25 protein-coding genes are annotated in these 20,534 nt (G+C 69.8%); 19 read left to right on the top strand and 6 right to left on the bottom strand.

The window, feature by feature from the left end; translation table 11 throughout:
* Positions 1-44 precede the first annotated feature (44 nt).
* Complete coding sequence (locus tag EHO50_RS21655; protein WP_043502058.1) at positions 45-335, top strand: DUF1416 domain-containing protein; 291 nt, start codon at positions 45-47, stop codon at positions 333-335.
* A 95-nt stretch (positions 336-430) separates the two neighbouring features.
* On the top strand, positions 431-697 hold the full coding sequence (locus EHO50_RS21650; RefSeq protein ID WP_128432279.1) for a DUF3099 domain-containing protein: 267 nt from the start codon (positions 431-433) through the stop codon (positions 695-697).
* A 20-nt stretch (positions 698-717) separates the two neighbouring features.
* Here the strand turns inward: EHO50_RS21650 and EHO50_RS21645 are convergent, their stop codons facing one another.
* Positions 718-1,080, bottom strand: a complete 363-nt coding sequence (locus tag EHO50_RS21645) for a DsrE family protein (protein WP_128432277.1) — start codon at positions 1,078-1,080, stop codon at positions 718-720.
* Between the two features lie 259 nt (positions 1,081-1,339).
* On the opposite strand from EHO50_RS21645, the gene EHO50_RS21635 reads away from it, so the two are divergent.
* The 3 genes from EHO50_RS21635 to ygfZ are packed head-to-tail and all read left to right on the top strand — an operon-like array spanning position 1,340 to position 3,360.
* A complete protein-coding gene (locus tag EHO50_RS21635; protein ID WP_128432274.1) occupies positions 1,340-1,915 on the top strand; it encodes a heme-binding beta-barrel domain-containing protein in 576 nt (191 codons plus the stop codon).
* 31 nt (positions 1,916-1,946) lie between these two features.
* Positions 1,947-2,384 (top strand): Fur family transcriptional regulator, encoded by a 438-nt coding sequence (locus tag EHO50_RS21630; protein WP_128432271.1) that lies wholly within the window; start codon positions 1,947-1,949, stop codon positions 2,382-2,384.
* Positions 2,385-2,394: 10 nt separating this feature from the next.
* Positions 2,395-3,360 carry a CAF17-like 4Fe-4S cluster assembly/insertion protein YgfZ gene (gene ygfZ, locus EHO50_RS21625; RefSeq protein ID WP_128432268.1) on the top strand — a complete coding sequence of 322 codons (966 nt, stop codon included), beginning with the start codon at positions 2,395-2,397 and terminating at the stop codon, positions 3,358-3,360.
* Between the two features lie 18 nt (positions 3,361-3,378).
* Here the strand turns inward: ygfZ and dtd are convergent, their stop codons facing one another.
* The gene (dtd, locus tag EHO50_RS21620; protein WP_128432265.1) at positions 3,379-3,804 is read right to left on the bottom strand and encodes a D-aminoacyl-tRNA deacylase; all 426 of its coding nucleotides are present in this window, start codon (positions 3,802-3,804) and stop codon (positions 3,379-3,381) included.
* Between the two features lie 161 nt (positions 3,805-3,965).
* Between dtd and EHO50_RS21615 the strand changes: the two genes are divergently transcribed.
* Both EHO50_RS21615 and EHO50_RS21610 read left to right on the top strand, forming a co-directional pair.
* Entirely contained in the window at positions 3,966-4,589 is a 624-nt protein-coding gene (locus EHO50_RS21615; protein ID WP_128432262.1) for an RsiG family protein, read from the top strand.
* A 380-nt stretch (positions 4,590-4,969) separates the two neighbouring features.
* The gene (locus tag EHO50_RS21610; RefSeq protein WP_128432259.1) at positions 4,970-6,229 is read left to right on the top strand and encodes a GNAT family N-acetyltransferase; all 1,260 of its coding nucleotides are present in this window, start codon (positions 4,970-4,972) and stop codon (positions 6,227-6,229) included.
* Positions 6,230-6,517: 288 nt separating this feature from the next.
* Here the strand turns inward: EHO50_RS21610 and EHO50_RS21605 are convergent, their stop codons facing one another.
* The gene (locus EHO50_RS21605; protein ID WP_128432257.1) at positions 6,518-6,697 is read right to left on the bottom strand and encodes a hypothetical protein; all 180 of its coding nucleotides are present in this window, start codon (positions 6,695-6,697) and stop codon (positions 6,518-6,520) included.
* A gap of 248 nt (positions 6,698-6,945) precedes the next feature.
* On the opposite strand from EHO50_RS21605, the gene EHO50_RS21600 reads away from it, so the two are divergent.
* Positions 6,946-7,788: a winged helix-turn-helix domain-containing protein gene (locus EHO50_RS21600; RefSeq protein WP_425472240.1), complete on the top strand. Its 843-nt coding sequence runs from the start codon at positions 6,946-6,948 to the stop codon at positions 7,786-7,788.
* Positions 7,789-7,837: 49 nt separating this feature from the next.
* Here EHO50_RS21600 and EHO50_RS21595 read toward each other — a convergent pair whose 3' ends face one another.
* A complete protein-coding gene (locus EHO50_RS21595) occupies positions 7,838-8,026 on the bottom strand; it encodes a hypothetical protein (RefSeq protein ID WP_128432251.1) in 189 nt (62 codons plus the stop codon).
* 153 nt (positions 8,027-8,179) lie between these two features.
* Between EHO50_RS21595 and EHO50_RS21590 the strand changes: the two genes are divergently transcribed.
* From EHO50_RS21590 to EHO50_RS21555, 8 genes are all read left to right on the top strand, one after another.
* On the top strand, positions 8,180-9,061 hold the full coding sequence (locus EHO50_RS21590) for a winged helix-turn-helix domain-containing protein (protein WP_128432248.1): 882 nt from the start codon (positions 8,180-8,182) through the stop codon (positions 9,059-9,061).
* 29 nt (positions 9,062-9,090) lie between these two features.
* The gene (locus tag EHO50_RS21585; protein WP_246101301.1) at positions 9,091-9,822 is read left to right on the top strand and encodes an HAD family hydrolase; all 732 of its coding nucleotides are present in this window, start codon (positions 9,091-9,093) and stop codon (positions 9,820-9,822) included.
* Between the two features lie 170 nt (positions 9,823-9,992).
* Entirely contained in the window at positions 9,993-11,093 is a 1,101-nt protein-coding gene (locus tag EHO50_RS21580; protein WP_128432243.1) for an aminoglycoside phosphotransferase family protein, read from the top strand.
* Positions 11,090-11,848, top strand: coding sequence for an HAD family hydrolase (locus EHO50_RS21575; RefSeq protein WP_164904897.1), 759 nt, complete (start codon positions 11,090-11,092; stop codon positions 11,846-11,848). The genes EHO50_RS21580 and EHO50_RS21575 overlap by 4 nt, the downstream gene beginning before the upstream one ends.
* Positions 11,849-11,928: 80 nt before the next feature.
* Positions 11,929-12,858: an ATP/GTP-binding protein gene (locus EHO50_RS21570; protein ID WP_164904896.1), complete on the top strand. Its 930-nt coding sequence runs from the start codon at positions 11,929-11,931 to the stop codon at positions 12,856-12,858.
* A 58-nt stretch (positions 12,859-12,916) separates the two neighbouring features.
* Positions 12,917-13,999 (top strand): aminoglycoside phosphotransferase family protein, encoded by a 1,083-nt coding sequence (locus tag EHO50_RS21565; protein ID WP_128432237.1) that lies wholly within the window; start codon positions 12,917-12,919, stop codon positions 13,997-13,999.
* 9 nt (positions 14,000-14,008) lie between these two features.
* On the top strand, positions 14,009-14,635 hold the full coding sequence (locus EHO50_RS21560; RefSeq protein WP_128432234.1) for a TetR/AcrR family transcriptional regulator: 627 nt from the start codon (positions 14,009-14,011) through the stop codon (positions 14,633-14,635).
* A 55-nt stretch (positions 14,636-14,690) separates the two neighbouring features.
* Positions 14,691-16,796, top strand: a complete 2,106-nt coding sequence (locus EHO50_RS21555) for a HelD family protein (protein ID WP_128432231.1) — start codon at positions 14,691-14,693, stop codon at positions 16,794-16,796.
* 43 nt (positions 16,797-16,839) lie between these two features.
* Here EHO50_RS21555 and EHO50_RS21550 read toward each other — a convergent pair whose 3' ends face one another.
* Positions 16,840-17,748: a nitroreductase/quinone reductase family protein gene (locus EHO50_RS21550; protein WP_128432228.1), complete on the bottom strand. Its 909-nt coding sequence runs from the start codon at positions 17,746-17,748 to the stop codon at positions 16,840-16,842.
* A 171-nt stretch (positions 17,749-17,919) separates the two neighbouring features.
* Between EHO50_RS21550 and EHO50_RS21545 the strand changes: the two genes are divergently transcribed.
* Both EHO50_RS21545 and EHO50_RS21540 read left to right on the top strand, forming a co-directional pair.
* Positions 17,920-18,543, top strand: a complete 624-nt coding sequence (locus EHO50_RS21545) for an RraA family protein (RefSeq protein ID WP_128432226.1) — start codon at positions 17,920-17,922, stop codon at positions 18,541-18,543.
* Positions 18,544-18,636: 93 nt separating this feature from the next.
* Positions 18,637-19,173: an HAD domain-containing protein gene (locus tag EHO50_RS21540; RefSeq protein ID WP_128432591.1), complete on the top strand. Its 537-nt coding sequence runs from the start codon at positions 18,637-18,639 to the stop codon at positions 19,171-19,173.
* Here EHO50_RS21540 and EHO50_RS21535 read toward each other — a convergent pair.
* Positions 19,127-20,059 carry an NAD(P)-dependent oxidoreductase gene (locus EHO50_RS21535; RefSeq protein ID WP_128432223.1) on the bottom strand — a complete coding sequence of 311 codons (933 nt, stop codon included), beginning with the start codon at positions 20,057-20,059 and terminating at the stop codon, positions 19,127-19,129. The genes EHO50_RS21540 and EHO50_RS21535 overlap by 47 nt on opposite strands.
* Positions 20,060-20,118: 59 nt before the next feature.
* Between EHO50_RS21535 and EHO50_RS21530 the strand changes: the two genes are divergently transcribed.
* Positions 20,119-20,466, top strand: a complete 348-nt coding sequence (locus tag EHO50_RS21530) for a winged helix-turn-helix transcriptional regulator (RefSeq protein WP_128432220.1) — start codon at positions 20,119-20,121, stop codon at positions 20,464-20,466.
* The last annotated feature ends 68 nt before the right edge of the window (positions 20,467-20,534 follow it).

Genomic DNA, 20,534 nt, shown 5'->3' with positions numbered 1-20,534 from the left:
TCCCGACCGGCCTTCCTTCCGGTCAGACCCCTCTGGAGAAAGACATGTGTGGAGCGAAGGCCGGCGGCCCCGACGCCTCGACGATCAAGCCCGGTGAGACCACGATCCAGGGTCAGGTGACCCGCGACGGCGAGCCGGTGACGGGCTACGTCCGTCTGCTGGACTCGACCGGCGAGTTCACCGCGGAGGTCCCCACCTCCGCCACGGGCCAGTTCCGCTTCTACGCGGCCGAGGGCACCTGGACCGTCCGTGCACTCGTCCCCGGCGGCACCGCCGACCGTACGGTCGTCGTCGCCGAGAAGGGCGCGCTCGCCGAGGTCGCGATCGCGGTCTGAGCGAACTCAGCAGCCGAAGGGCCGCACCCCACGGGTTGGACACCCGGGGTGCGGCCCTTCGGTATGCCCGCGCGGTACGGGCCTACCCTGGAACCATGTACGCACGGCGACGTCACCTCTACTTCGCCATGATGGGGACGTGCATCACGCTCTTCGTCCTGGCCTGGGGCGTCGTGCGCCTGTGGTCGGTTCCGGTGGCCGTGGGCATGTGCGTGGTCGCCATGGTCATCCCGCCGCTCGCCGCGATGGTCGCCAACCGACGAGGGCCGGAGGACCGTTGGTGGGACGACCCGTCCGGTGACCCCCAGTCCGACGAGTGGTGGGACGAGCTGGACGGCAAGAAGCGCCCGCGGTCCCAGTAGAAGTGGGGTCAGCCGGGGGGTCAGTAGACGAGCGCCTGCGTCTCGTCCCCGAGTGCCTCCTGTACGAACACCTGCGCGCCCGCGATACGGACACCCTCGATGACGTCCTTCTCCGTGATGTCCCGGCGGGCCGCGCACTGGGTGCACAGGGTGAGGCGGCCGGCCGCCAGGATCGAGTCGATCAGGTCGGGCAGCGGCGCCGCGTGCGGGAGCTCGAACTCGGCGGCGCGGCCCGGCAGGGCGAACCAGGCGGACTCGCCGGTCAGCCACACGGAGACGTCGACGCCGCTGGCCACGGCCACCGCCGCCACCGTGAACGCCTGCGAGCAGCGTTCGGGGGCATCGGCCCCCGCCGTCACCTTGATCACGAGCTTCTTCGCCATGTCCGAATCGTAGTCAACGCCCATGAGGGTGTACCTCACACAGAGGGCCGGTGCCCGGCCGCGTAAGCTGGGGCCCGGCCCTGTGTACGCAAAGCATTCCCCGCGCTCAATCGAGGAGCACCCCGTGGAGATCTTCTTCGAAGTCCTGCTGGTCCTGGTCGCCGTCGGCGTTCTCGCCTTCGCCGGTCTGACCGTGAAGAAGCTGTACCAGGGCCAGCGCTGACCGCCATCACCGACGTACGAGGCTTCTGAGCTGCTCATGATCGAGATCCCGTCCGACCTCCACAAGGACCTGGTCCCCCTCGCCTTCCTGCTCGGCAACTGGGCGGGCGCCGGCGTGCACGACTTCCCCGGGTCCGAGAAGTGCAACTTCGGGCAGGAGGTCACCTTCACCCACGACGGCCGGGACTTCCTGGAGTACCAGTCCCACACCTGGGTGCTGGACAACGACGGCAACAAGGTGAGGCCGCTGGAGTCCGAGCACGGCTTCTGGCGGATCGACGCCGACCGCAAGGTCGAGGTCACGATGGTCCGCCACGACGGGGTCGTCGAGGTCTGGTACGGCGAGCTCGCCGACAAGAAGCCGCAGATCGACCTGGTGACGGACGCCGTGGCGCGGACCGCCGCCTCCGGCCCCTACACCGGGGGCAAGCGGCTCTACGGCTATGTGAAGAGCGACCTGATGTGGGTCGGTGAGAAGCAGACCCCCGAGGTCGAGCTGCGCCCCTACATGTCGGCCCATCTGAAGAAGGTCGTCACCCCGGAGGAGGTCGAGCGCTGGGCCAAGGCCCTGCCCGACGACATGCCGGACGACGGCATCGCGTTCTTCAAATAAGCGGCTGTTCGAGTAGCTCTAGACTTCCAGTGTGGTGAGCACCGACTGGAAGAGCGACCTCAGGCAGCGCGGCTATCGGCTGACGCCGCAGCGCCAGCTTGTCCTCGAAGCTGTGGACGCCCTGGAGCATGCGACCCCCGACGACATCCTCGTGGAAGTGAGGAAGACGGCGTCGGGGGTCAACATTTCCACCGTGTACCGGACCCTGGAGCTCCTGGAGGAGCTCGGTCTGGTCAGCCATGCCCACCTCGGGCACGGTGCGCCGACGTATCACCTGGCCGACCGGCACCACCACATCCACCTGGTCTGCCGGGACTGCGAGAACGTCATCGAGGCGGACGTCCAGGTGGCCGCCGAGTTCACGGCCAAGCTGAGCCGGACCTTCGGCTTCGAGACCGACATGAAGCACTTCGCGATCTTCGGCCGCTGCAAGGACTGCTCCCTGAAGAGTTCAACTACCGAGTCGTAGGCTTAGGCATATGAAGAGCCCCCTGCTGACCTTGCCCGGAGCCGTGCCCGCCGAGGGCGTGGACGAAGGCGTCGCCGCGCACTACGGCGACCTCTTTCGCGAGCAGCGCGCCCTCGCCGACGGCACCGGTTTCGTCGACCTCTCGCACCGCGGAGTCCTCACCGTCACCGGCGCGGACCGGCTGAGCTGGCTGCATCTGCTGCTCACCCAGCACGTCAGCGACCTCCCGGTCGGCCAGGCCACCGAGGCGCTGATCCTCTCCGCGCACGGCCACATCGAGCACGCGCTGTATCTCGTCGACGACGGCGCGACGGTCTGGGCCCATGTCGAGCCCGGCACCCAGGAGGCGCTGATCGCGTACCTGGAGTCGATGAAGTTCTTCTACCGGGTCGAAGTCGCCGACCGGACGGACGAGTTCGCGGTCGTGCACCTGCCCGCCGGCTCCATCGCCGAGGTCCCCGAGGGTGTCGCCGTGCGCGAGACGCCGTACGGCCGTGATCTGTTCCTGCCGCGCGCCGACCTGGAGTCGTACGCGGGGAAGGCCGGCCCGGCGGCCGGGATCCTGGCGTACGAGGCACTGCGCGTCGAACACCACCGCCCCCGCCTCGGCTTCGAGACCGACCACCGCACCATCCCGCACGAGCTGGGCTGGATCGGCAGCGCGGTGCATCTGCAGAAGGGCTGCTACCGGGGCCAGGAGACGGTCGCGCGGGTCCAGAACCTGGGCAAGCCCCCGCGCCGGCTCGTCTTCCTGCACCTCGACGGCAGCGAGGTCCACCTGCCCACGCACGGTACGGAGATCCGGTTGGCCGACGAGGGCCCCGACGGCCGCAAGATCGGCTTCATCACGACATCCGTGCGCCACCATGAGCTCGGCCCGGTCGCGCTCGCGCTGGTGAAGCGGAACGTGCCGGTGGACGCGCCGTTGATGGCGGACACGACGGCTGCGGCGCAGGAGGTCGTGGTCGAGCCGTAGGGCTCCAGGTCAGTACGTCTAGATCTCCACCAGGACGGTGAACGGGCCGTCGTTCGTCAGCGCCACCCGCATCTTGGCGCCGAACCGGCCCGTCGCCACGGTCGCCCCCAGGGCGCGGAGTTGGTCGACGACCTCGTCGACGAGCGGCTCGGCGACATCACCGGGGGCGGCGGCGTTCCAGGTGGGGCGGCGGCCCTTGCGGGCGTCGCCGTAGAGGGTGAACTGGCTGATGACGAGGAGCGGGGCGTCGATGTCGCTGCAGGACTTCTCGTCGTGCAGCATGCGGATCGACCAGAGTTTGCGGGCGAGTTGGGCCGCCTTCTCCTTGGTGTCCTCGTGTGTGACCCCGACGAGGACGCACAGTCCCTCGCCCACGATCTCCCCGACCGTCTCGCCGTCCACGACGACACTCGCGCCGTCCACCCTCTGCACCACAGCTCGCATGCCGCCATCATGCCGTGCGTGCGGAAGTGCCTCGTAAGGGGCCTCTTTTTTGATCTTAAGCCCCCATCTGGGGCTGTTCATGGGCACTCGGTCACATAGTGGCCAGTTGGGATGGCACGATGCTTCCCACACGCCGCCGGTCGAGGGGACGGTAGAGGCACATGAGCACACCGAGTACCGGGCAGCCCCCCGGGGCAGTCCTGTGGACCCACGCGGGCCAACTGGACGGCCTCAGGCCACCCACGCAGCGCACCGCCGACGATCCGGGCCCGGGTCCGGTTCCACGGCTGCCCGTGGAACCGCCCGAGCACGACCTGACCGTGCTCAGCCTGCCAGAGCTGCGCACCCTGCGTCGGGACGCCCAGCGCGACGAGGCGGACCTGAGTTATGTACGACGACTGCTGCAGGGACGCATCGACATCCTGCGCGCGGAGCTGGCCCGGCGCTCTCCGGCGGGGGCGGCGTCGGTCGTGGAGCGGCTCTCGGAGATCCTGACCGACGCCCCGGCCCGCCACCGCTCCTCGGCCCGCCATGTGACGCTGGGGACCCCGCAGAGCGAGGAGTACCGACGGCTGGCCGCGGAGATGCTGGCCGAGGTGGAGCTGTCGGACCTCCAGGCACGTACGGACATCGAGCTGACCACCGCCATGGGCCGTCTCGTGGGCTACGAACAGCAGGTGTCGCAACGCCGCCAGCACTTGCAGCGAACGGCCGACGACTGCAGCGCGGAGATCACGCGCCGCTACCGCGAGGGGGAGGCACAGGTGGACGACCTCCTCACTTAGCACCACCTGACGGCCACGTCCCAGCGCCGGCCCCGGCATTCCAGCCCGTCCGGCGTTCGAGGACGAGCTCTGCCATCCCTAGCCCCCACCCACCCGCGGGGGGCTCTGCCTCACTGCGGCGGCGGTCACTTCCTGGTGCCGGTCCAGGCATTCCAGCCCGTCCGGCGTTTGAGGACGAGGCCCGTTCAGGGCCGATGGGGGTCCAGGGGGCGGAGCCCCCTGGCGGGGTCGGAGGGGCGGAGCCCCCTGGCGGGGTCGGAGGGGCGGAGCCCCCTGGCGGGGTCGAAGGGGCGGAGCCCCTTCAAGGACGGGAAGGGTAGGGGCGGCGGGGGCGAGGAAAACCCGGCGACACCCCCACGCCCGCCCCCTACCGTGGCCCCATGAGCCGTCCCGAACCCCACATCGACGTCCGCCCGATCACCGAGGCCGACATCCCCGACTGGATCCGGGCCCTGAACACCGGCTTCCTACGCACCCCCGACGTCGCCGAGACGGAGATCGCGGACCGCAGCTCGTACATCGTCCCGGCCCGCACCCTCGGCGCCTTCGACGCAGGCCGCTGCGTAGCCACCTTCCGATCGTTCGCGCAGGAGATCACCGCCGTCGGCGGCACCCCGGTCCCCGCCGACGCGATCTCCAACGTCACCGTCACCCCCACCCACCGCCGCCGCGGCCTGCTCACCCGCATGATGGCCCACGACCTGGCCGCAGCGAAGGACCGCGGAGACGTCGTCGCGACCCTGATCGCCGCCGAGTACCCGATCTACGGCCGCTACGGCTTCGGCCCCGCCACGTCCACCGCCCAGTGGACCGTCGACGTCCCCAGGACCGGCCTCGACCCGAGGTGGGCCGGCCCCGAGGACGGCGGCCGTATCGACATCGTGGACGGGGCGGACGTACGCAAGATCGGCCCGGAGCTGTTCGAACGGGTGCGCCGCGCCCAGCCGGGTGCCGTGGACCGGGACGAGCGCTGGTGGCTGGTCAACACGGGGGTGCTCCGCCTGGACAGGTCCCCGTGGACCGAGCCCTTCTTCGCGGTGTACCGGTCGGCGGGCGGCGAGGTCGAGGGGCTGGTGTCGTACACGGCGGACGACCACTGGGGCGACGGCAAGCAGCCGTTGAACACGGCGTCCGTGAACTGGCTGATCGCGGCGACCCCGGACGCCGAGCGCGCCCTGTGGCACTACCTGTGCTCGATCGACTGGATCACCACGGTGAAGAGCGGCTGGCGGGCCCCCGACGACCTGCTGCCCCTGTACCTGCCCGATCCGCGGGCCGCCCGGGTCACGACGCTGGCCGACTGGCTGTGGGTGCGGATCCTGGATGTCGTACGGGCGCTGGAGGCGCGGACGTACGAGGGGCAGGGGGAGCTGGTGCTCGAGGTCGTGGACGCGGGTGGGCTGAGCGGCGGGCGCTACCGGCTGCAGGCGGCGGCGGACGGGGCGTCCTGCACGCCGACCACGGCCGCCGCCGAACTCACCCTCGACGTAGCCGACTTGGGCCGGCTCTGGCTCGGCGACGAGTCCGTGGTGCGGCTCGTCGCGCTGGGGCGGGTGCGGGAAGAACGAGCGGGCGCCGCCCGGGTGGCCGACGCCCTGCTGCGTACGTCCAGGCGGCCTTGGTGCCCGGACATCTTCTGACGCTCCTCTCTGCCGACGACAGGTCTGCTCATCCGTAGCGAGCTGTTCAGTTGTGGTTGTCGCTGTGGTTGGTGCTGTGGTTGGTGCTGTGGTTCTGGGCTGTGCGCCCGTATGCGGTTGTGGCTGTGCGTTCGATGTTCGGTTGTGGCTGTGCGGTGCGGCTGTTCCACGGCCGCTGTTCAGTTGTGGCTGTGCCTTTGGTGCAGACCGACCGAGCTCCCGGCTCCCCTCCGGAAGGGAGCCCGGACGGCCGAACCTGGTCGCCAGGTCCTGTCGTCGCGACCGGACCTAGTGGGCGAGCAGCATCACGAGGATCGCCGCGCCGATGCCGCCGATCATGGTGTTCTTGGCCTTGATGCCGATGGACAGCGCCAGGAAGGCGATGATGCCCATCGGCCCGTACTTCCACTGGACGAGCTGCTCGAATCCGATGGCGAGTGCGGCGACGGCGAGGTAGAGGAGCGGCATGCCGGTCTCCTTCGGGGCGATGGTCGACAGAACCGACTCTGGTGGCCAACCCTTGGAAAGTTTGACCATGTTGCTTAAGTTGGCGACCAACTTCACTGTACTTATGACCGCTTGGAAGCGTCCTATAACCACCTTCCCTGGAACTGCCCAAAGATGGCGGGAAGTTGTAGTGTTTGGTCGTGGAGCCGAAACCCGTCTCCGTCAATGGGCGGAAGAGTTCACAGCGGCCACAGAAGTCACATCGGGAGGTGGCCGACGAGCTGCGCGCCCGAATCACCTCGGGTGAGTTGCGACCCGGCCAGCGCATGCCCACCCAGGCCAGGCTGGCCGACGAGTTCGGCGTCGAGCGCGGAGCGGTACGGCAGGCCCTGCGCATCCTGCAGTCGGAGCACCTGCTCACCAATGTGTCCAAAGGGGCCCCGGCGACCGTCGCCTCCGACCTGGGCAGGGCGCTGACCGGCCCCGGAGCTCCGCCGCAGCCCACCATGGTGGCCCTCGCCCCGCGCATCGCCGCCGCCTTCGCGGCCCCGCACGTCGAGATCGACGCCCTGTGCCTGACCTCGGTCTCCCTCACGCTCGCCATCGGCGAACCGCTCCGCCAGATCCACGCCGGACAGCTGAATCCGGCCAAGGTCGACGTCCGCATCCTGCTGCCCAGCCGCGACATCTCGCTCGCCTTCCCGACGCCGGTGGACGCCTCGGCCGACGACGCCGACGAAGAGCTGCGCCGGCGCTGGCTGGCCCAGCGCAACGCCCAGGGTCAGGTGCTCCGGCACAATCTGCAGGCGCTGCGCTCCACGCACGGCATCGATGTGCAGGTCACCTTCCGCGCGCTGCCGTTCACCCCGCCGGTGAAGCTGTATCTGCTCAACGGCACGGAGGCGCTCTTCGCGTACTACACACTGGCGCGCCGCGAGGTGGAGATCGACCATCAGCAGCTGGAGATGTACGACGCCCCGGGCATCCAGTCGATGCTGTTCGCCTTCGAGCAGGGGGCCGGACTGCGGGACATGACGTTCGTGGAGCAGTCGCATGTGTGGTTCAACGCGTTGTGGGAGACGATCAGTTCGGAGCTGGTGCTCACGAGCTGATCGTCTCCCACAACGTTTGACCTGTGTGTTTGCTGCATGCACCCATGGTTCACAGGGCGGGGCCCGAGACCAGGAGCGCAAGGACTACGGCCCCGATCGAACTGACTGCCGGGCTCTTGGCCTTGATGCCTATGGTGAGAAGCAGCAGGCCGATGATGCCGGTGGCACCGTACTTCCACTGGAGGGTCTGCTCGACGCCGACGACGAACACGGCGGAGAGGAGTGCGAGGACGGGCATCTGTGTTTCCCCCTTCGGGCTCCTGGGGATGGAAGGATTACTTCCGCCAACTCAACCAACTTGACGCCAACTCTGACTAAGTTGTCCCCACTTGGCCCCTACTTTGAAACAAGCTACAAACAACTCCCCTTAGATGGGTGAGAGTTGTAGCGTTTGGTCGTGACCCAGGAGAACGTGGCAGTGAACGGCAGCAGGAGACTCTCGCCCCAGGAGATCGCCGACATCCTGCGGGAACGGATCCGCGTCGGTGACCTCAGGGCGGGCGACCGCCTGCCCACCCAGGCGGAGCTGGCCGAGGAGTTCGGCGTCGAGCGAGGCACCGTACGCCAGGCACTGCGCGCGCTCCAGGAAGACGGCCTCCTCACCAACGTCAGCAAGGGAAGCCCGCCGCGGATCGCCGTGCCGACCCCCACGAGGGGCGCCCCCCAGACGACGATGGTCGGGCTGTCGCCACGGCTGACGGAGGCCTTCGCGGCCTCGCACGTGCGCGTGGACGTCGTATGCCACACCTCCGAGACCCTGATGCTGGCCCTCGGTGAGCCGCTGCGCCTGATCCACGAAGGCTCGATCCACCCCAAGTCGATCGACGTCCGCATCCTGCTGCCGTCCCGGGACATCCACCTCGCCTTTCCGGTACTGGTCGAGGGGCGCGGAGACGACGAGGATCCGGTCCACAAGCGCTGGCTGGAGATGCGCAATGCGCAGGCGCAGGTGCTCCGGCACAATCTGCAGGCGCTGCGCTCCACGCACGGCATCGATGTGCAGGTCACCTTCCGCGCGCTGCCCTTCACCCCGCCGGTGAAGCTGTACCTGCTCAACGGTGACGAGGCGCTGATCGGCTACTACGTCCTCACCGAACGCGAGGAGGAGTGGGAGAGTCAGACGCTGGAGATGTACGACGCCCTCGGCTCCCAGTCCCTTCTCTTCTCCTTCGTCAAGCAGGCCGGTCAGCGCGACGCCGCATTCGTGGAGGAATCCCAGAAGTGGTTCGACGCCCTCTGGGAAACCATCACCACTGACCTGACACTCTCCTAGTGACTTCTGATACGAAGCAGACTGAACCGGTGACAGGACAGACGGAGCGTCTCCGGGAACTGATCGCCCATGCCCGCGTCGTGCTCTGGGACTTCGACGGGCCGATCTGCCGGCTGTTCGCCGGGCACTCGGCGTCGGGGGTGGCGGCCGGGCTGGTGGAGTGGCTCGAAGGGCGGGGGCTTCATGATCTGCTGACGGTGGACGAACAGGAGACCGAGGACCCCCACGGGGTGCTGCGGGCCGTTGACCGTCGGCATCCCACCAGCGACCTGGTGGCGGAGCTGGAGGAACGTCTCACCCAGGAGGAACTGCGGGCCGCACGCTCGGCGATGCCCACCGCGTTCGCCGACCCGCTGATACACACGTGGAAGGCCGTGGGGTCGCGGCTGGCCATCGCCACCAACAACTCCCCGAGAGTGGTCCGCGGGTACCTGGAGAGCCGTGGCCTGCTCGCCTGCTTCGACCCCCATATCTACGGCCGCAGCCAGGACCTCCGGCTCCTCAAGCCCCATCCGCACTCCCTCAACCGCGCCCTGACCGCGATGGGCGCCGCCCCGTCCACCGCCCTCTTCATCGGCGACACCCCCACGGACTGCATCGCCGCCCGGGAGGCCGGGGTTCCGTTCCTGGGCTACGCGCGTAACGAGCGCAAGGGGAAGCTGTTGAAGGAAGCGGGGGCGACGGACGTCGTGGGGTCGTTGGAGCCGTTGCTGGCGGCGGTGCGGTCGAAGGGGAGACATAGCTGCAAACCGTCCGAATAGCGCCGAACGGGTTGTGTCGTTCGTGGCGTTGCCGAGACCGAGCAGGTTGGGGCAAACCGGTGGCCATCGCCTGGACGTGCACGAATACGTTTGTGCAACGCGCCACAGGGTCCGGAAAGTTATGCACCTGTTGGCATGGCCTCCAGCGCGAAGCGCTAATCTCGGCCACCGTGCCCCCTCTGCAACACGGAGCGCGCTCGTCGCTCGCGCACCGCCTTTTGGAGTCCCGTCGACTCCGAGGCAGGGGCGAGGTGCTCAAGGGCCACCACAACACCAACTACGTGTTGCGGGTAGGGCTGTTGCTGGCCCTGGTCATCGGTGTCGTCCCCTATACGCGGTTCAAGTACCGGGTGCCGTTGAACACGGTCGAGGTCGTCCCCCGCATCTGGCCGCGCGAGGCCGATGTCCTCGAGGTCGTCTGCCGGTATCTGCGCGAGGTGCCGCGCTGTCTCGCCGTACTGGGGGAACTCGGCGACCGCTCCCTGCACCGGTACCGCAGGGGCAAGGCGCTCAGTGAGCGCAATCCCGACGGTGTGATCGACGAGAAGCTGATGCGGGAGTTCGCGGCGTTCTTCGTCAGGACCGCCCAGGTGCCGGTCAAGGAGCTCCCGCCGCCTCCCGAGGACTGGCCGGACGACGGCGACAGCGACAGGTTCCTGCACTGGCTGGTCGACTTCACCGAGCAGCGCGTGCACCAGCCCAACCGTGAGCGGTTCGGCGACCTCTTCGACGCGGTGGGGATCCCCCAGGACGCGATGACGACGTTCAAGGAGAACCATCACGGCCTGACCTCGCGTCCCTTCAAGCTCCTGCACACCGACGTCCACCGCGCCAACGTCGTGGTGCGGCGCGGACGGATCGCGGTGATCGACTGGGAGCTGGCGATATACGGGGATCCCCTGCACGATCTCGCCACGCACATCGTGCGGACGGGGTACGGCAAGGAAGAACAGGAACGAATGGTCGAGCTGTGGGCACGGGCCATGGAGGCGGCCGGCTGCGCCGAGCTCACCGCAGGGCTGCACAAGGACCTCGACACCTACCTGGCCTTCGAGTACGCGCAGTCCGTGTTCCCGGACGTGATGCGCGCGGCGCTCGATCTCCCGGGCGATGCCGAGGAGCGGCACTTCCAGGCGGCGGCGGAGCGGGTGAGCCGCGCCATGGGCCGGGCTCGTGAGCCACTGCGGCTCGTGGCGGTGCCGGACCTGGAACAGATGGTGGAAGCCCTGCGGAAGTGGCACAGCCTGTCCGTGCCGACGGCCGCTTCATGACCGTGGTACGGCGGGAGAGCGAGGGTCTCAGGGCCGCGGCGGAGCGGATCGTGCGGGGGCGGTGCGTGCTGTTCGACTTCGACGGACCGCTGTGCCGGCTGTTCCCCGGCACCTCCTCGGCGCCGCTCGCCGACGAACTGCGGAAGATCGTCGCGAGGCGCGGCGCCCTGGCCCTGCTGCCGCCCGCGGCCTTGGCGTCCATCGACCCCCAAGTCGTGCTGCGTGCCGTGGACTCGGCGCGTCCCGGTGATGCGCTGGTGGCCGAGCTGGACGCCCGTCTCGTCCAGGGCGAGAAGGACGCGGCGAGGATCGCGCCTCCCACCGAGGGCGCGGACGATCTGGTCCGGCGGCTGGCGAAGGAAGGGGTGCGGATCGCCGTCACCACGAACAACTCGCCGGACGCCGTCGCCGTATACCTGCGCCGGAGGGGCCTCGACGAACACTTCGCGGGCCGGATCCACGGCCGTACCGGCGACCCCAGGCGGTTGAAGCCCCACCCGGACTGCCTGCACCGGGCCTTGGACGCGCTCGGCGCCGACGCGGCGGACGCCCTGATGTTCGGCGACACGACGACGGACCTGGCGGCGGCGCGGGCGGCCGGGGTGGCGTTCGTGGGCTTTGCCCCGGACCAGGACCAGGAGGGCCGGGAGGGCCAGGACCCGGGCGTGCGCGAGGCGGAGGCGCTGCGGGAGGCGGGCGTGGCTGTCATCAGGCATCGGTTCGATGATTTCTTGGCCATGATTCCGTGGCGATGACCGCGGCCTCTTCCTGAGGGCCCGCCGAGCGGGCACCATGAGCAGGCTCGATCCAAGTCGGGGGCTCGCAGGGGGAATTGGTGTCGGACACGAGGCCGTCATGGGGCGGCAGACTGGCGGCCGGCTGGGGGCGGCTGGAGCCCACGATCACACGGCTCTTCCTCTTCGCCGTCTTCGTCATCGGACTGGTGGCGCAGTTCGTGAAGCCGGTCGGGGACGCGCTGGCGGACAAGGTCTATCTGGGTGGGTCGCTGGTCACCGTCGTGGGCTATGTGCTCTACGCCGAGGTGCAGCGGCTCAACGGGCGTCTGGACAGCGAGATGCAGAGGCTGAACTCGGGAAGGGTCGTCACACCGAGGGAGCTGGTGAGCGAGTTCCAGGAGGCGCTCGAGGGCAGAGACGTCCGGCTGGCGGCGATGGGATTCACCGGAGAGACGCTCGCCGCCCCACTGAAGACCTTTCTCCAGGAGCTGAGCGAGAACAAGCAGCGCAAAGTGAGCATCCGGGTCCTGGTGCCGGACTTCACCCGGCAGATCGAGGTCCCGGGCTTTGTGGATGCGGACGGCAAGGTCTGCGACTCACCCGCGTTCCGCGCGGAGCTGAGGGAGCAGATCGCGGCGTACGAGAGAAGCCTCAAGGAGCAGAAAGGACGGATGGCCGTTGCCAACCGGGGGACGCTGACCGTCGAGTTCCGGGTGCTGCACATGTCGCCCTCGCTCAAGCTCTACTTCATCAACGACCGGGTGTACGAGGGGATCTACGACAAGATCGACCTGCGCCCCGAACCGTGGACCACCGGCACCCCCGCCCAGCCCGGCCCCGACCCGGCCGACGGTCGTCTCCTGGATCTCATCGGCTACGACTCCCTGCTGACCCGCTGGTCCCCGGACGGCGGCGCCCACGACCGGATGATGATCAGACGCCGCCAAGAGTTCTTCGAAACGCTCTGGAACGCGGCACGCGAGCCGGCGCCGGCGATCCCACACCCCACCCGACCCGACGCTTCCTGAGCGCGGGAGCCTGCGGCGGGCGTACGCTCCAGTACTCGGTGAGGTGGGGAGGGTGCCCATGGGCCCGGAGTCCGTTTCGGTGGCGAGATCGCGTGCCGTTGAGATGTCCGAGGCCGCCGGGGTGGTCATTGGGCCGCTGAAGGGCTATCACCACGAGACCTACGTCATTCCGCTGCCGGGTCGGACGGAGCTCGTCAAGCTCCGGGAGCCGCGCACGGGCCTCCTGTGGTTCGATCGGCGCTGCTTCGCGTCCGAGGAGCAGCTGCTGCGCGCGTTGACCGGGCAGATCACACGGGTCCCCCAGATCTTCGAGGTCGCGGGCATAGGGCTGCAGGTGTTCATCGAAGGCCGCACCATTGGCGCGCGGCGCTGGACAGGCCGTCGCGTTCCCGACGCCATCCACGACCAGATCGTCGGCCGCTTCCGGGAGATGGCGCGGATCGTGCCGTCGTCGCTCAGCGTGGAGCGACGGTGCGATCTCTCGGATCGGTCCGGGGACGGCGACACCAGCCGATTTCTGGATGGTCTGATCGCGTTCGTCGAAGAGCGGGTCTACGCCGGCAACCATGCGGAGTTCGGGGACCTCTTCGAGGAGCTCGGCGTGGGCAGTGACGCGTTCGTCCGCCTGCGGAAGCACGTGCTCGGGCCCGGGCTGTCGGAGCGCCCCTTCTGCCTTCTGCACGCGGATCTGCACCGCGAGAACTTCATCGTCGACGACGAAGGGAGGCTGTGGACGATCGACTGGGAGCTCGCGATGGTGGGCGACCCGCTCTATGACCTCGCCACGCATCTCTACTTGATGCGCTACCCATCGGATCAGCAACGGCGTATGACCGAGGACTGGTGCCGTGCGGTCGAGTCTGTCCATCCCGGTGCCTCGCACGGTTGGGCGGACGATCTGCCGCTGCTCCTCGACTTCAAGAGGGCGCAGTCGGTCTTCACCGATGTCATCCGCGTGTCGCTCTCTCTTCGGGACGGGGCGGAGATCAACTGGGTGGCCCTGCCCCAGGCCGCCGGGAAGCTGCAGCGGACCCTGGCTGCCGCAGCCGTGCCGCTCGGCTTGGTGGAGGTGCCGAGCCGCTCGCAGATCATGGCGGCACTGGTGAGCTGGCTGCGCGGCACGGCCATGGCTCCTGCGTAGGCTCCCCGCATGAGCGACACACCCCCCGCAGAGCCCGGGCTGCGCGAGCGCAAGAAGCGGCGGATGTACGAGACCGTGTCGGACACCGCCATCCGCCTCTTCCTCGAGAAGGGCTTCGACGCGGTCTCCGTGGCCGAGGTGGCCGCCGCGGCCGAGATCTCCAAGCCGACGCTGTTCCGGTACTTCCCGGCGAAGGAGGACCTCGTCCTGCACCGGATCGCCGATCACGAGCAGGAGGCCGCCCGGATCGTGGCCGGCGCGCAGGGGTCGCCTCTTCGGGCGCTGCGGCGGCACTTCCTGGACGGGCTGGAGCGGTGTGATCCCGTCACCGGGCTGAACGACCATCCCGAGGTGCTCCGCTATCACTCGCTGCTGTACGGGACTCCCTCGCTGGCCGCCCGCATGTACGCCTACCTGGAGCGTTCGGAGGCCGCGCTCGCCGACGCGCTCGGCGGGGACCTGGACGCGCGACTGGCGGCCGGGCAGATCGCCGCCGTGCGGAGGATCCTCGCGCTGGAGAACTGGCGGCGGATCGCGGGCGGGGAGCGGGTGGAGGACGTACGGGCCGATGCCGTGGCCGCTGCCGAGCGGGCGTTCGACCTGCTGGCGAAGGGGTTGCCCTACCTCTCCGAATGAGTGAGATTGAGTAAAAAACTTAACTCGGTTACGTTATTTGGGTACGCTTGCTCGAATGACGTCAACCGAACTCGCCCTCCGGCACGCCCTCCTCGACGAACGAGCTCACCACGACCGCTGCCGCGCCGCCCTCGCCGCCATGGTCGACGGCGCCCAGGAACAGGTCGTCGTCGGCGAGGACGTCTCGGCCTCCGGTGCCGACGCCGAGGTCCTCGGCTATCAGCTGCGCAGCCAGGCCAAGGAACTCCGGGAACTGCCCGCAGGTCCCCTGTTCTTCGGACGGCTGGACTTCGGGGAAGAGGGCGAGCACGGCGGGCAGAGCTATCGCGTCGGGCGGCTGCGGATCACCGAGCATCCGGCCGCCCCGCCCCTCGTCGTCGACTGGCGGGCTCCCGTCTCCCGCGCCTTCTACCAGGCCTCCGCCCGTGATCCGCAGGGCGTCGCCGTACGACGGCGGTTCGGCTGGGCGCCGGGGAGTCGCGGGGACTCCGCCGACCTCACCGGCCTGGAGGACGAGCACCTCGACCGGGGGGAGTCGCGGGTCAGCGACATCGTCGCCCGGGAGATCGAACGGCCCCGTGTCGGGCCCATGCGGGACATCGCGGCCACCATCCAGCCCGAGCAGGACGAGCTGGTACGGGGTGACCTCGCCCTGTCCGTGTGCGTACAGGGCGCTCCCGGCACCGGCAAGACCGCCGTCGGCCTGCACCGCGCCGCGTATCTGCTCTACACCCACCCGCAGCGCATCCGGCGCGGCGGACTCCTCATCCTCGGGCCCAACCGGACCTTCCTGTCGTACATCTCCGAAGTGCTGCCCGCCCTCGGCGAGACCGGCGTCCGCCAGTCCACGCTGCGGGACGAGATCGCCCGGCATCCGATCACAGGGGCCGACGACCGGCGGGCGGAGGTCGTGAAGCATGACGTCCGGATGGCGCAGGTGCTGCGGCGGGCGTTGTACGCACGGGTGAGCACGGGAACGGGAACGGGAGCGGAAGCGGGAGGGGGAGCGGGCGCGGGAACAGGAGCGGGAACGGGCACAGGGTCGGGCAGGGGCAACTCCCTTGTTCTTGCCGAGGGTTCGTATCGGTGGCGGGTTTCGGCGGGCGAGCTCGAGCGGATCGTGGCGGGGGTGCGGGCGGAGGAGCCGCCGTATGCCGTCGGGCGGGAGCGGGTGCGGACCCGGGTGGTGCGGTGCATCCGGGACCAGGCGGAGCGGCGCAGCGGGGTGCGGAGCAACGCGTGGGTGCAGAAGGTCTCGCGGTCGCGGCCGGTGGGGACGTACGTCGATGCGGTGTGGCCGCGGGTGCGGCCGGAGGAGGTGGTGGCCGAACTCCTCATCGACCCGGGGGCGTTGGCGGCCACCGCCGACGGGCTGCTGGACGCCGAGGAGCAGAAGGCGCTGCTGTGGGCGAAGCCGCCCAGGTCGTGGAAGTCGGCGCGCTGGTCGGCCGCAGATCTCGTACTCCTCGACGAGGTGGCGGGGCTCATCGAGCATCCGCAGGGGTACGGCCATCTCGTCGTCGACGAGGCGCAGGATCTGTCGCCGATGGAGTGCCGGGCGATCGCGCGGCGGGCGGCCTTCGGGTCGCTGACCGTGCTGGGGGATCTGGCGCAGGGGACGACGCCCTGGGCCGCGCGGTCCTGGGAGACGGTGCTGCGGCATCTGGGGAAGCCGGACGCGGTGGTCGTACCGCTCACGACCGGGTTCCGGGTGCCGGGGGCGGTGCTGGCGCTGGCCAACCGGCTGCTGGAGCGGGTGGATGTGGAGGTGCCGCCGGCCCGCTCGTTGCGCGGGGACGGGGAGTTGCGGTTCCGGGAGGCGGTGGCGGGTGACCTGATGGCTGCGGTCGTGGGTGCCGTACGGGATGCGCTGGGCCGGGAGGGGTCCGTGGGTGTCGTCGCCGCCGACGGGGACGCGGCCCGAGCGCGGGAGGCGCTGGTGGCGGCCGGGATCGAGGCGGGGGGTGCGGACGAGCTGGGGGCGCGGGTGACCGTCGTGCCGGCGAGTGTGGTGAAGGGGCTGGAGTACGACCATGTCGTCGCCGTGGAGCCGGCCGCGATCGTGGAGGCGGAGGAGCGGGGGTTGCAGCGGCTGTATGTGGTGGTGACGCGGGCGGTGGCGGGGTTGGAGGTGGTGCACGGGAGGCCGTTGCCGTTCTAGCTGTCTGCGCGGGCGGCGGCCTCCCGCGCGTCACCGTCGTCCGTTACACGGCGTCCAGGAGCGGGATCAACTGCTCCTCCTCGTACGTCAGATGCGCCTCCAGCTCCGCCGTGAGGCGCTCCACCTCGGTGCGGGCGGAGGCAGGGTCCGGGTACTCGGCGGTCACGACCTGACGCAGATCCTCGACGAGGGCGGCGATGCGCTCGTGCTCCTCGCGGAGGCGCGCCAGGGTGGGGGCGAGTTCGGGGTGGCGGTCGGCCAGGAACGGGAACATGGCCATGTCCTCGCCGGTGTGGTGGTTGTGGAGGCCGGCGCAGAAGGTGAGGCAGTTGACGCGGAGCTGGGCGCCGAGGGTGGAGCCGCCCCTGCCGCCCTCCTCGCCGCCTACGCCGCCCTCCTCGTCGCCCCCGCCGCCCTCCGCGTCGCTCTCGCTCTGGCTCATCTCCTCGCGGATCAGGGCGAGTTCGCGGCGGAAGGCGTCATGGACGACCTTGATCGCCTCGCCCATGGAGGACGCGTTGATGTTCGGGGGGCCGCCCTGGGCGATCTCGTGCAGGGCGACCACGGGGATCACCCGCTCCGTCTTCGCCTGGTACGCGGCCCAGCCCGGATCCGCCTCGACGGCCCGCGCGAAGGCCCGGTCACGCTCCTCGCCCTCGAGGACCACCGCCCGGGCCTCGTAGGTGAACGCACCGCTCTCGACGGTCACTCGGGGGTTCGCGACGAGGTTGTGGAACCAGGCCGGGTGCTTCGGGGCGCCGGCGGCCGAGGCGATGACCAGGACGCGGTCGCCGCCGTCGGGGAGATAGCCGACGGGGGTGGTGTGGGGCCGGCCGGTGCGGGCGCCGGTGGTGGTGAGGAGGAGCAGGCGGGCGCCCTCGAAGTAGCCGCCGACGCGGCCCTTGTTGGCGCGGAACTCGTCGATGACCTGCTGATTGAAGTCGTTGGGCAATTCTTTCTCTTTCTCTTTCTCTGTCGCTGATTCCGTACGGAGGGAAGGCGAAGAGAAAGAGGCGGGCTCCTGGCCCGCCGCCGCGGCCTCACTCAGAGGCCGGGCAACACCCAACTCGCTCACGGCACATGGCCGACCCGGCAGTCATGGTCGTGACTGTAGCTTTTTTGTATGACTGCCACGACCGAATTTCAGGGCATTCCCACGACCACCCTCGCCGACCTGCTGGGCCGCGGCCAGGTGATGGACATCGGTATCCGCCCGCTGTGGGCCCCGGTCCCGCGCATCGCCGGACCGGCGTTCACCGTGTCGTGCCCGCCCGGGGACAACCTCATGCTGCACGCGGCCATCCACCGTGCCGAGCCCGGATCGGTCGTGGTGGTGGAGTCGGGCGACCTGGACTACGCGCTGGCCGGCGGGAACGTCTGCGCCGTCGCCCGCCGCCGGGGTGTCGCCGGGTTCGTCGCCGACGGGCTGATCCGGGACCTGTCGGAGGTGCGGGAGATGGGGTTCCCGGTGTTCGCACGGGGTGTCATCCCGATCCCGGGTGGCAAGTCGGTCGTACGGCCGTTGAACGAGCGGGTGCGGTGCGGGGGTGTGGCGGTCGACGCGGGGGACGTCGTGGTGGCCGACGAGGAGGGCGTCGTGGTCGTGCCGGGCGCCCGCCGCGAGGAGATCCTGACGGCGGCCCGGGCCAAGCTGGCCAAGGAAGCCGCCGAGACCCTGGACGCCTGGGAGGAGGCGCACCGGGCACGCATCGACAAGATTCTTGCGCAGGAGGGGTTCGAGGGCTGAGTAGGCGGTCGAGGGCTGAGCAGGCCTTTTCCCCATGCCGCTTTCGCTACGGCGGCCAGGGGCCGATCCTGTTCCCCCATGCTCCTCTCCCCCATGCTCCTCTTCATCGACATCGACGGGACGCTGATCCCCTTCGGGTCGGAGCGGCCGTACCCGGTGCACGAGCCCCGCTTCCCGCTGCCGCAGTCGGCCGCCGACCAACCCCTCCTCACCCGCGCCGACCCCGCGCTCGGCGTCCGGCTGGCGCGGCTCGCGGCGATCGGCTGCGAGCTGGTGTGGGCCACGACCTGGATGGACGACGCGAACGACGTCGTCGCGCCCTGGCTCGGCCTGCCCCCGCTGCCGGTGGTGGACTGGCCGGACGAGGGTGTGGAACCCCCGCTCGGGCCCCGTGGCCTGACTTGGAAAACGCGGACAATCGTGGCCTGGGCCGCGGGGCGTCCCTTCGTCTGGGTGGACGACGAGGTGACCGACACCGACCGGGCCTGGGTGGCCGCCCACCACCCCGCGCCCGCCCTCCTCCACCGTGTCGACCACCGCTACGGCCTCACCGCCCGGGACTTCGACGTCATGGAGGAATGGATCACTGCCGGGAGTGGGCGGCGCGGGAGCGGCCCAGCAGTTCGGTGACCCGCATGAAGCCGTCCGTCCCGTGGCCGAGGGCGACGACCCGGCGGGCCAGTCCTTCGGCGGCGCGGATCACGCCCGCCTCGATGCCGTGGGACTCGGAGGCCTCGACGATGTGGGCCATGGAGGACACGGCGGAGGTGATCGGGTTGAGTTCGCCGGAGTAGGTGCCGTCGTCGACGTCGCCCGCGAACTCCTCGAACAGCGGCGACAGGATCGCGCCGATGCCCTGGGCGAGGGGGAGGAGCTCCCGTGCGGTGATGCCCTCGGCGCGTGCCACGGCCAGGGCGTGTGCGTAGCCGGCCATCGCCGTCCAGAAGATGTCGAGCAGGGCGATGTCGTAGGCGGCGGCCCGGCCGATGTCCTCGCCGAGGTGGGTGTGGGTGCCGCCCAGGGTGTCGAGGACGGGGCGGTGCTCGCGGTAGAGCTCCTCCGGACCGCTGTAGATGACCACCGCGTCGGGTGTCCCGATGGTCGTGGTCATCGACATGATCGCGCCGTCCAGATAGCGGATGCCGTGCGCGGCCGCCCAGTGCGCCGCGTCCCGGGCCCGCGCCGGGGTGTCGGCGGTCAGGTTCACGACCGTACGGCCCTTGAGCGCGTCGGTGACCGCGTCCTGCCGCAGGACGGCGTCGGCGGCGTCGTAGTTGACCACGCAGACGACGGTCAGCGCACCGGCGGCGACCGCCTCTGCCGGCGACGCGGCCGCCGTGGCACCGCGGGCCACGAGCTCCCGGTCCCGCCCCGGCGTGCGGTTCCAGACGGTGACCCGCAGCCCCGCGTCCAGGAACGCCCCGGCCAGGGCCCGGCCCATCGGCCCGAGACCGATGACGGTGACAGTGGGGGTGGAGGTGGGGGTAGCGGTGGAATCGTGGTCGTAGGCAGGCATGACTGAACTCCCTGTAGGGTGGCGATAGTTGATGAATTGCTGACAAAAGGGGTGGGGGTATGACGCGTCGGCGCCATGACCCGAACGTCTGCGGGGTGACCGCCGCGATCGCCGTGATCGACGGCAAGTGGAAGACGTCGCTGCTGTGGCTGCTGGAGTCCGGCCCGCTCCGCCCGGCGGAACTGCGCCGCCGACTGCCGGGCCTCAGCGAGAAGGTGCTGACCCAGGCCCTGCGCGAGATGGAGACGGACGGTCTGGTGCACCGTGAGGTGTACGACGTCCTGCCGCTGAAGACCGTGTACTCCCTGACCGGGTTCGGCCGTGACCTGGCCGAGGCTCTCGGCCCGCTCTCCGACTGGGGCCACCGCCGCCTGGAGCGACTGGCCGAGACCCAGTCGGCCTCCTGACCTGTAGGCCACCTCCGTCCGTCGTACGACTGCCGGGCGCGTCCTGCGCCTCGTCGATCACCCGTATC

This window comes from Streptomyces cyaneus (assembly GCF_004028635.1).
Taxonomy (GTDB): Bacteria; Actinomycetota; Actinomycetes; order Streptomycetales; family Streptomycetaceae; genus Streptomyces; species Streptomyces cyaneus.
Note: the sequence above shows the minus strand (reverse complement) of the source record. Positions and strands in the feature narration are given on the sequence as shown.